General features: G+C 60.2%; 11 protein-coding genes. 10 read left to right on the plus strand and 1 reads right to left on the minus strand.

The window, feature by feature from the left end; all coding sequences use genetic code 11:
- The 4 genes from EOA27_RS08195 to EOA27_RS08210 all read left to right on the plus strand — a co-directional run.
- Positions 1-266: VirB8/TrbF family protein (locus tag EOA27_RS08195; protein WP_245491051.1), on the plus strand; the 266-nt coding region annotated here is incomplete at its 5' end.
- Position 267: 1 nt separating this feature from the next.
- On the plus strand, positions 268-1,293 hold the full coding sequence (gene trbG / locus EOA27_RS08200) for a P-type conjugative transfer protein TrbG (protein ID WP_127232321.1): 1,026 nt from the start codon (positions 268-270) through the stop codon (positions 1,291-1,293).
- Positions 1,290-2,504, plus strand: coding sequence for a TrbI/VirB10 family protein (locus EOA27_RS08205; RefSeq protein WP_126057785.1), 1,215 nt, complete (start codon positions 1,290-1,292; stop codon positions 2,502-2,504). Before trbG ends, EOA27_RS08205 begins: the two co-directional genes overlap by 4 nt.
- Before the next feature lie 12 nt (positions 2,505-2,516).
- A complete protein-coding gene (locus tag EOA27_RS08210) occupies positions 2,517-2,759 on the plus strand; it encodes a DUF2274 domain-containing protein (protein WP_126057786.1) in 243 nt (80 codons plus the stop codon).
- Between the two features lie 235 nt (positions 2,760-2,994).
- On the opposite strand, the gene hemN is transcribed toward EOA27_RS08210, so the two are convergent.
- Positions 2,995-4,344, minus strand: a complete 1,350-nt coding sequence (gene hemN, locus EOA27_RS08215; RefSeq protein WP_126059321.1) for an oxygen-independent coproporphyrinogen III oxidase — start codon at positions 4,342-4,344, stop codon at positions 2,995-2,997.
- Between the two features lie 152 nt (positions 4,345-4,496).
- On the opposite strand from hemN, the gene EOA27_RS08220 reads away from it, so the two are divergent.
- The 6 genes from EOA27_RS08220 to ccoG all read left to right on the plus strand — a co-directional run.
- On the plus strand, positions 4,497-5,240 hold the full coding sequence (locus EOA27_RS08220) for a Crp/Fnr family transcriptional regulator (RefSeq protein WP_126057787.1): 744 nt from the start codon (positions 4,497-4,499) through the stop codon (positions 5,238-5,240).
- Positions 5,241-5,736: 496 nt separating this feature from the next.
- Positions 5,737-7,356, plus strand: coding sequence for a cytochrome-c oxidase, cbb3-type subunit I (gene ccoN / locus EOA27_RS08225; RefSeq protein WP_126057788.1), 1,620 nt, complete (start codon positions 5,737-5,739; stop codon positions 7,354-7,356).
- Positions 7,356-8,087 (plus strand): cytochrome-c oxidase, cbb3-type subunit II, encoded by a 732-nt coding sequence (gene ccoO / locus EOA27_RS08230; RefSeq protein WP_127255891.1) that lies wholly within the window; start codon positions 7,356-7,358, stop codon positions 8,085-8,087. Before ccoN ends, ccoO begins: the two co-directional genes overlap by 1 nt.
- Before the next feature lie 11 nt (positions 8,088-8,098).
- Positions 8,099-8,248: a cbb3-type cytochrome c oxidase subunit 3 gene (locus EOA27_RS08235; protein ID WP_024502864.1), complete on the plus strand. Its 150-nt coding sequence runs from the start codon at positions 8,099-8,101 to the stop codon at positions 8,246-8,248.
- A 2-nt stretch (positions 8,249-8,250) separates the two neighbouring features.
- Positions 8,251-9,114 carry a cytochrome-c oxidase, cbb3-type subunit III gene (gene ccoP / locus EOA27_RS08240; RefSeq protein ID WP_126057790.1) on the plus strand — a complete coding sequence of 288 codons (864 nt, stop codon included), beginning with the start codon at positions 8,251-8,253 and terminating at the stop codon, positions 9,112-9,114.
- Between the two features lie 166 nt (positions 9,115-9,280).
- Positions 9,281-10,612 (plus strand): cytochrome c oxidase accessory protein CcoG (gene ccoG / locus EOA27_RS08245; protein ID WP_127255894.1); only part of this gene is annotated, 1,332 nt, incomplete at its 3' end.

A 10,612-nucleotide genomic window follows, 5' to 3' on the forward strand; every position in this document is an offset into this window, starting at 1 on the left:
TTTCGGTACAGGTCACCAGCGTGGTCAGAGCCTCCGAAAGTTCATTCCAGGTCAAATGGACCGAGCAGGTGTTTGAGCGCGGAAGCCTTGCCAGCACGATGCGCTGGACTGCGATCCTCACGATCGTGATCCGCTCGCCAAGCAATACGGATCAGCTGCGCAAGAATCCGCTCGGCGTCTTCATCAATGCCATTGACTGGTCACGCGAGCTCGACAGCGCCGTCCCAGCCCCCCTTTCTCCGACGGAGTCCACCAATGAAAGGTAAAATGTCACCGATTCGTGCCGTGCTGATCCTATCGGTGTCGGCAGCGGTCGTTTCCGCTTGTGCATCGAAGAAGGTGCCGCCGCCTGAGATTTCCTATGACGCTGCCGACTTCAAACCGGCCGCGATCGAAAAAGCGCCGGAGAGGCCGATTAGAATTGTCGAGGTGCCAAAACCACTGCCGCTGCCTGGCCAAATGCAGCCCGAGCCCGGCAAGGCCGAGGACAAGCGCCCTCCTGAAGAACGCGTCGCTGATGCCAACAAAGCCGCGACCCAGCAACCCACCAAGTACGGGTATGTTAATGCAGTGCAAGTCTACCCCTTCACCGATGGCGCGCTTTATCAACTCTATGCCGCGCCGGAGCGCGTGACCGACATCGCTCTGCAGCCGGGCGAGAAACTAACCGCCGTGTCGGCTGGCGACACCGTGCGCTGGGTCATTGGCGATACCGCAAGCGGCACCGGTGACAATCAGCGCACCCATGTTCTGGTAAAACCCTTCGCGCCGGGTCTTGCCACCAATGTCGTCATTACGACGGACCGGCGGACCTATCATTTGCAGCTTCAAAGCACCGAGAAGACCGCAATGGCGGCAATCTCCTGGACCTACAGCCAAGACCAGATCATCGCGCTTCGCCAGCGCAATGCTCAAGCCGAGGCAGTTACACCGGTCGCGTCGAACATCGCGCTCGAAAACCTTCGCTTTCGCTACTCAATCAGTGGCGACACACCGCCCTGGAGACCGACGCGAGCCTTCGACGACGGCAGCAAGGTCTATATTGAGTTCCCTCGTCGCATAGATCAGGGCGAGGCGCCACCACTCTTCATCGTCGGCGCAGATGGGAGCAGCGAGCTCGTCAACTATCGCGTGCGCGGCAACTATTACATCGTCGATCGGCTCTTCGCCGCGGCCGAACTTCGCCTCGGCACCAAGCGGCAGCAGGTGATCCGCATCAGCAGGATTGACGGCAGGCAACCGCAACGGCGGATCTCGCTCTTTCGCGGCAGCCGGCGAGGTGAGGGCTCATGATCGAAAATTCCCGCTCTGGCATCCCGCCGAAACTGGATCCCGAGGAACTGCAGCTTCGGGCCTCTCCCCGCCGCGTGGTGCGGTTCAGGCGCGGTGTGATCATCGCTATCGCAGCGCTCGGATCCGGCGCTGTCTTCGGCGTTACCATGATCGCCCTCCAGGGGCCGGCCCTTCGCATCAGGGATCAGGCGGAAGATCTCTACAACACTGAGCGCAAACCAACCGCCGAGGGACTCGATACGCTTCCCCATGACTATTCCGGCATGAAGCCAAAGCCTCCCGTCCTTGGGCTACCTTTGCCGGGCGACCTCGGCCGCCCCATCCTCGAGCGGCAGCGCCAGCTCGGCATCGTGCCGGGCCAAGACATCTCGGCCGAGGAGCAGCGTCTAGCGCAGCAGGCGATCGAAGCGCGTGAATCGCGGGTGCTTTTCCGCGTCGAAAATCGAGCTCAACAGACAGATGTCGGAGAGAGCGTGCAAACTGCTCAGCATCCATTTGAGGCGCTTCCCCAATCCGAAGCAGGACGCGCGTCAGCCTCGGTGGCGGCGGCGGAAGGCGACCAGAACAATCAGCAGCGAAAGCTTGATTTTCTCAGCCAGCGGAGCACTGGCGGGATCTACAATCCGCATGCGCTTCAGACGCCGATCTCGCCATATCAACTGATGGCTGGCAGCGTGATTGCCGCCAGCCTGATCACCGGCATCAATTCCGATTTGCCGGGCCTTGTCGTCGCGCAAGTCACCGAAAATGTGCACGACACGGTCACGGGCAACATATTGCTGATTCCGCAGGGCTCACGTCTTATCGGCGTCTACGACAGCGTCGTCGCGTTCGGGCAAAAGCGAGCGCTGCTGGTCTGGCAGCGCATTCTGCTGCCCGACGGCTCGTCGGCCGAAATCGACAATCTGCCCGCGAGCGACACCGCCGGCTACGCAGGGCTGGAAGACAAAGTCGATTTCCACACTTGGCAGATGATCAAGGGAGTGGCGCTTGCCACATTGCTCGGTGTCGGCACAGAATTCAGCCTCGGCGAAAACGAGAGCGATCTGGTCAAGGCGATCCGGGAATCAGCCCAGCAGAACGCCAGTCGAGCCGGCCAGCGCATCACCGAAAAAAACCTCAATATCCAGCCCACCATCGTCGTCCGCCCAGGTTGGCCACTGCGCGTCATCGTGCACAAGGACATCGTGCTGCGGCCATACGCCAGTTGAGCAGGAGTTATCATGGCTGACCTGAAACTTGGAAAACTTCCGGACCGAACAGCTTCGAAGATCACCATTACCGTCAGCGCGGAGCTGAGCCAAACACTCAAGGAGTATGCTGCACTTTACCGTCAGACCTATGGTCAGTCTGAAACCGTGGCAGAACTCATCCCTTTCATGCTGGCGGCGTTTCTGGAAGGCGACCGAGCCTTTGCCAGGGCCAGAAAAGAACGTCTGCCGACGGAGCTTGCCGGAAAATCGTGACTCCTCCGCTAGGGCAGCTGGAACATTGCCTAGCTGTCGCGACCTACCTGCTCCTCGCGAAGCATAGGATCAAACCCCTTGGAATGTAGGTATGCGCAAGAGAGGATGTGGAAGGAGATACCGCGCAACAGCCTAAGTTTGCATTTTCGATTTGATGCGGTAGTCGCCTATGAGCGGTCAAAACGAACGCAGCTGGTTCGCCGATCGACCAAACGGCGAGCGCACTGTGCTTTGCTCAGACCGCCACCGAGTGCCTCGCCGTTCCCCCTTTGAAATATGTATCGAACTTGGCCGCGATGGTTCGAATGAAGGGGCGACTTTCAGTCCGTACGAGGAAACTGTCACCATCGAATTCAAGCGCTCGGGCAGGATCGTGGAGTGCGATGGACCTCGAGCGATGAAGGAGCTGCTCGCCGGCTTTGCCGAACCGCTCCACCAGATCGACTGCCGAGAAGGCAAAATCACACATCAGCCGCTCGATGATCCAGCCACGGACGCGATCGTCGTCGGAAAGGGCAACGCCGCGGACGGCAGCCAACCCGCCATCCGCAACCATGCGCCCGTACCCGGCAGTCGAAGCCATGTTTTGCACGTAGCCTTGGCGAAAACGACCGATGGACGAAGGGCCAAGTCCGATCAGTGTCGGGCAGCGATCCTCAGTGTAGCCCTGAAAATTGCGATGCAAAACCCCTGCGCGGGCCGCTATGGCCAGCGCATCGTCGGGCTTCGCGAAATGATCGAGTCCTATTGCCTCATATCCCTTGGCGACAATTGCCCGCGCCGCGAGTTGAGATTGGGCGAAACGCTCAGTGGGACTCGGCAGCCATGCCTCGTCGATCATCGTCTGATGCTTCTTGAACCAGGGCACATGTGCGTAGCCGAACAGGGCCATCCGGTCTGGCTCCAAGGTCAGTGCCTGCGCCACCGTGGAACAGATCGTCTCGCGTGTCTGATTCGGGAGCCCGTAGAGCAGGTCCAGATTGACCGATTCGACGCCCCGCGAACGAACCCCGTCGACGACTGCCTTGGTCTGCAAAAAACTCTGCTCACGATTAATTGCTTTTTGCACTTGCGGATCGAAATCCTGCACGCCGAGGCTCGCCCGGGTTACGCCGATTTGAGCAAGTGCATCAAGGCGCGCCTTGTCCATGTCGTTGGTTTCGATTTCGATGCTGACCGTAGCATCCGGGAGAAAGTCGAAGCTGTCCCGCAAGGCCGCTCCAAGAGCAACCATATCATCGGGCCTCAGAATAGTTGGCGAACCGCCACCGAAGTGGATTGCACGGACATGTGCCTTGCCGCTCAGCAGACCGGCAATCGTGACGATTTCGGCATTCAGCGAGCGCAGATAAGCGGCCACCGGCTCATATTGGTGCGTCTGCTTGGTGTGGCAGGCGCAGAACCAGCAGAGCTTGTCGCAGTAAGGAATGTGCAGGTACAGCGAGATTTCGTCGCCGCTTTCCAGCGTCTCCAACCAGCCACGGTAAATGGCAGCATCGATCCCCGAATGGAAATGCGGCGCCGTCGGATAGCTGGTGTAGCGTGGGACGTTCTCGCTGAGTTTGACAGCTATTTCCGATTGCATCTCGCGTTCACCGTGTTGCCCGCCGGAACACTGCACGCATCGCTGAAGCAGACCCTGATCTCGATCAGCCGCGCTCATGGACAAACCGCCGCAGGATTTCTCTACCCTGGATGGGTATCCTGCCGGCAGTTAGGATCGGGTAAGGCGAACGCATGACCTTTCGGCAAGACATTCATAGTTCCGGCATTCCTGTTCTTTGCTTCCCTTGCGAGGCACGGCGTCGCGGTGTCTGCGGTGCGCTCGATCCAGACAATTTGGTTGGGCTCGCCAAGACTTGCTCGCGTCGCCGGATCGAGTCAGGAATGGAGTTGACCGGCGAGGCACAGAACGTCGACAGCTACTCCAACGTGCTTTCAGGCGTTGTAAAGCTATCAAAGAGCCTGTCGGATGGGCGCCAGCAGATCGTCGGTCTCCAGTTTGCACCGGATTTTCTGGGACGTCCTTTCAAGGTGGAAAGCTCGATCAATGCGGAAGCGGCAACAGCAGTCACGCTGTGTTCGTTTCCGCGAGCGGCCGTCGAACGGATGATGAAGGCGTCACGGGAATTCGAGCATCGCCTGCTCAAACAGACGCTGAATGAACTCGATGAGGCGCGCGAGTGGATGGTGACGCTGGGGCGCAAGACAGCTCCGGAAAAGGTAGCGACTTTTCTCCTCATGATGGCCCGGAATATCGATTCCAGTCTCGATGCGGCTTCCGGGTCGGCGTCCTTCGATCTGCCGCTGACGCGTGTCGAAATGTCTGATTTCCTTGGAATCACCAACGAGACCGTGAGCCGCCAACTGACGCGATTGCGGGCTGACGGGGTGATTCGGATTGAGAACGCACGCCATGTGACGGTGGACAGCATAAGCCGTCTGGAGAAGCGCTGTGGCGGCGGACGCGAGCGGCCCTAAGCGGCGAGGCCATGTCGCATGACTCCGGGGCGGGCCGTGTTTGCCTTTTAATGCGATGTTGCCGCGCCTTCGACGAAGCGGCGTCACGGTCGAGACAAACAGCTTTCGGGCTTTGATAGGAACGTGACCAATCGCCAGGTGTGTTTCGGCACATACCGGCGAAGCATGGTCCTTAATCTGCCACGGCTCGGCGGAACGATCGCGTTCGTTTCCAATGGGATCCGAACAACGTTTGGCAGGGCATCGGCAATAGCATCCAACGCGCGCAGGGCCTCAGCTTTCGCCTCAGCGATCGCGTCTGCGCCCGCCCAACCCAGGGAACGCCTTCCATGAGGGGGGTGAGCCCGCGCTGCGTTCCTCGTTCATTCGCCACCTGCTGATTGCGCCGCCGACACAAAATCTTGCGGCCTGACATAGATCAGGGCGAGGGGGCGGCGGCTGCGCGATTAGTGCGCTGCGGATTTGGCATCCACCAGATTCGAGATCGGGATCTGCAATGAAATTCGGCACAGAGATCGTCCTTCTAAGCGTGTTCGCTTTTGCGGCCCTGGTGGCCGCCGGCTTCGGCGTGGATGAACCTTTCCGCCGACACATGTGGGTGTTGTTCTTCGCAGTGGCTGGTTTCACTGCGATCCTGTTGCGCAACACGGAGTTCAAGCCAGCAGCTCCGATTGACCCATCCGCTTACATGGATGGTCCGATCCGCTACGGCGCGATCGCCACCGTGTTCTGGGGTGTCGTCGGCATGCTGGTCGGCGTGGTGATCGCGCTGCAGCTCGCCTACCCCGATCTCAACATCCAGCCCTGGTTCAATTTCGGTCGTTTGCGGCCGTTGCACACATCCGGTGTCGTCTTCGCCTTCGGCGGCAACGCGCTGCTTTGCACGTCTCTGTATGTCGTGCAGCGCACCTGCCGCGCCCGCCTCTTCGGCCGTGATCTGGCCTGGTTCGTCTTCTGGGGCTACCAGCTGTTCATCGTCATGGCCGCGACCGGCTACCTGCTCGGCATCACCGAGGGCCGCGAGTACGCCGAACCCGAATGGTATGTGGATGTCTGGCTGACCATCGTCTGGGTCGCCTACCTCATTCTGTTCCTTGGCACGATCCTGAAGCGCAAGGAACCGCATATCTACGTGGCCAACTGGTTCTACCTGTCGTTCATCGTCACCATCGCGATGCTGCATGTGGTCAACAACCTGTCCATACCAGTCTCGTTCCTGGGCTCCAAGAGCTACTCCGCCTTTTCAGGGGTCCAGGACGCCTTGACGCAATGGTGGTACGGCCACAACGCGGTCGGCTTCTTTCTCACCGCCGGCTTCCTCGGCATGATGTATTATTTCGTGCCCAAGCAGGCGAACCGGCCAGTCTATTCGTACCGGCTGTCGATCGTCCATTTCTGGGCGATCATCTTTCTCTACATCTGGGCCGGGCCGCATCACCTGCACTACACCGCCTTGCCCGATTGGGCGCAGACGCTCGGCATGGTGTTCTCGATCATGCTGTGGATGCCGTCCTGGGGCGGCATGATCAACGGCCTGATGACGCTGTCCGGCGCCTGGGACAAGCTGCGCACCGATCCGATCATACGCATGATGGTGATGGCCGTCGCCTTCTATGGCATGTCGACCTTCGAAGGCCCCATCATGGCGATCCGGGCGGTCAATTCGCTGTCGCATTATACCGACTGGACGATCGGCCACGTCCATTCGGGCGCGCTCGGCTGGGTTGGCATGATCTCGTTCGGCGCAATCTACTACATGGTGCCGAAGCTCTGGAACCGGCAACGGCTCTACTCGTTGCGGCTGGTCACCTGGCATTTCTGGCTGGCGACACTTGGTATCGTTGTCTACGCCGCGGTGATGTGGGTATCCGGCGTCATGCAGGGCCTGATGTGGCGCGAATACGACGAGCAGGGCTTCCTGGTCTACTCCTTCGCCGAGACCGTCGCCGCCATGCACCCCTACTATGTCATGCGCGCCATCGGTGGGGCCATGTACCTCTCCGGCGCGCTGATCATGGCCTGGAACATCACCAGGACCATCCTCGGCCACCAGCGCGAGGAGGAGCCGATGCCGAGCCCCGTCGCCATCCGACCTGCGCGATCAGGAGCCAGGTAATGGGCTTGATGGACAAACACGCAATCATCGAGAAGAACGCCACGCTTCTTCTCGTTGGCTCGCTGCTCGTGGTGACGGTCGGCGGCATCGTCGAGATCGCGCCTCTCTTCTATCTCGACAATACGATCGAGAAGGTGGAAGGCATGCGCCCCTATTCGCCGCTCGAACTTGTCGGGCGCAACATCTATATGCGCGAGGGCTGCTACCTCTGTCATAGCCAGATGATCAGGCCGTTCCGCGACGAAGTTGAGCGCTATGGCCACTACAGCCTAGCTGCCGAGTCCATGTACGATCACCCCTTCCAGTGGGGATCGAAGCGCACCGGGCCGGATCTCGCCAGAGTTGGCGACCGCTACTCGAATGCATGGCATGTCGCGCATCTTACCGACCCGCGCTCGGTGGTGCCGGAATCGATCATGCCGAGCTATGGGTTCCTGAAAGACACGCCGATCGACGTGAAGGATTTCTCAACGCATCTGGTCGCCAACAGGCTTGCAGCCGTCCCTTACACCGATGACATGATCGTCCACGCCAATGCGGATCTGGCGGCGCAGGCCGATCCCAATGCCGACACATCAGGCCTTGAGGCGCGTTACCCAAAAGCCAAGATCGGCGACTTCGACGGCAACCCGCAACAGGTCACCGAAATGGATGCCCTGCTCGCCTACCTGCAGATGCTTGGCACACTGGTCGACTTCAAAAATTACGACGAAGCCGCCGGCTACCGCTGAGGAGAACGCTGATGACCTACAATTTGATGCGGGCGTTTGCCGACAGCTGGGGCCTGGTTGCGATGGCGCTGTTCTTCGTGGGGTGCATCGCCTTTGCCCTACGCCCCGGCAGCCGAAGGCTGGCCGACGAAGCGGCCCGCATTCCGCTCGAGGACGAGTGATCATGAGCGACGAGCATATCGATGAAATCTCTGGCGTCTCGACCACCGGCCACGAATGGGATGGCATCCGGGAGCTGAACAACCCGCTTCCCAGATGGTGGGTTATCACCTTTTACGTCACCATTGTCTGGGCGATAGGCTACACCATCGCCTATCCAGCATGGCCTCTGTTGCACTCGGCGACGAAGGGTGTGCTCGGCTATTCCAGCCGCAACGAGGTCAGGAACGAGCTGACTGCGGCTGAGGCCGCCAAGGGCAAATATATCTCGGCGGTGGAGTCCAAGAGCGTCTCGGAGATCTCCGCGGACGACGGCCTGCGCGAATTCGCAATCGCCGCCGGTGGCGCCGCTTTCAAGGTCAATTGCGTACAATGTCACGGCTCCGGCGCCCAAGGTTCCAAGGGCTTTCCCAATCTCAACGACGACGACTGGCTATGGGGCGGCAAGGCCGAGCAGATCCAGCAGACGATTACGCACGGCATCCGCTTCGCATCCGATCCGGACACGCGCCTGTCGGAAATGCCGGCCTTCGGCGACATCATTACCGCCGACCAGATCGCACAAGTCAGCGCCTACGTGGCCAGCCTTTCCGGCAAGGTCCGCGATGCAAGTCTGATCCAACCCGGCGCCAAGGTCTTTGCCGAGAACTGCGTCGCCTGTCACGGCGACAATGCAAAAGGCAACAGGGAATTCGGCGCCCCCGACCTGACCGATGCGATCTGGCTCTATGGATCCGGTGAGACAGCCATCGCCGCACAGGTCCGTGCGCCAAAACAGGGCGTCATGCCGGCCTGGGTTGGCCGTCTCGGCGAGATCAAGGTCAAGGAACTTGCAGTTTATGTCCATTCGCTTGGCGGCGGAGAATAGGAATGGAAGTCCTATTCTTCGGTCCCCCCTGCCAAGCGGACGAGGCCCGGCGTGAGCCGGGCCTCGACACCATCCCTAATGCGATCTGCACAACCCGGCAAGGCTATCCTACCGCGAGGCTTTACGACAGGTGCCCCTGACATTGGCTGGGAAAGTGGAGTTGCACATGCGTGATAAGACGCAGTTGACACGGCTCGAAACAGAAACTGTCAATTCCGCCAAAACCCGCAAGCCGCTTTATGCCGCGCGTCAAAAGATCTTTCCGAAGCGCGCCTCGGGCAACTTTCGTCGCTTCAAATGGCTGGTGATGACGATCACACTTGGCATCTACTACCTGGCTGCGTGGCTGCCTTGGGCTCGCGGTCCATTTGCCCCGGACCAGGCAGTCCTGCTCGATCTCGCGAACCGGCGCTTCTACTTCTTCTTCATCGAGATATGGCCCCAGGAATTCTTCTATGTGGCCGGCCTCCTGGTCATGGCGGGCGTCGGTCTTTTCCTGATCACCTCGACTGTCGGCCGTGCCTGGTGCGGCTATGCATGCCCTCAGACGGTGTGGGTCGATCTGTTCCTCGTCGTCGAACGTGCGATCGAGGGGGACCGCAACGCCCGCATGAAACTTGACGCAGGTCCCTGGACCGCGCGCAAGCTCATGCTGCGTGTGTCCAAGCACACCATCTGGCTGGTCATAGGGGCGGCGACTGGCGGCGCCTGGATCTTCTACTTTGCCGATGCACCGACGCTGCTCGGCGAGCTCTTCACCGGCACTGCGGCGCCCGTCGCCTACATCACTGTCGCCGTCCTGACGGCTACCACCTACACGTTCGGCGGTCTGATGCGCGAACAGGTCTGCACCTATATGTGCCCGTGGCCCCGCATCCAGGCGGCCATGCTCGATGAAAATTCCCTCACTGTCACCTACAATGACTGGCGCGGCGAACCGCGTTCGCGCCACGCCAAGAAGGTGCTGGCCGCAGGCCAGCCCGTGGGCGACTGCGTCGACTGCAATGCCTGTGTCGCGGTCTGCCCGATGGGGATAGACATTCGCGACGGCCAGCAGCTCGAATGCATCACTTGCGCGCTCTGCATCGACGCCTGTGACGGCGTCATGGACAAGCTCGGCAAGGAGCGTGGGCTGATCGCCTATGCGACGCTCTCCGACTACAACGCCAACATGATGCTGGCGACTGCAGGCGGGTCCAGCTCAGTCAATCCATCGCTGATCAGGACCGCTGATGGCCTGTTCTCCGACAAGGTGGCGCATTTTCACATCCGCAAGATCTTTCGGCCGCGCACCTACGTCTACATGGGCTTGTGGTCGCTGATCGGCCTCGGCCTGCTCTATTCGCTGCTGACGCGCGATCGGCTCGAACTGAACGTATTGCATGATCGCAATCCCCAGTTCGTCACGCTGACCGACGGATCCATCCGCAATGGCTATACCGTCAAGCTGCTCAACATGATCCCCGAGCCGAGGACGATCGTCGTAACCATGCAGGGC

The sequence above is a fragment of the Mesorhizobium sp. M2A.F.Ca.ET.037.01.1.1 genome (assembly GCF_003998075.1).
In the GTDB taxonomy this organism is placed as follows: Bacteria; Pseudomonadota; Alphaproteobacteria; order Rhizobiales; family Rhizobiaceae; genus Mesorhizobium.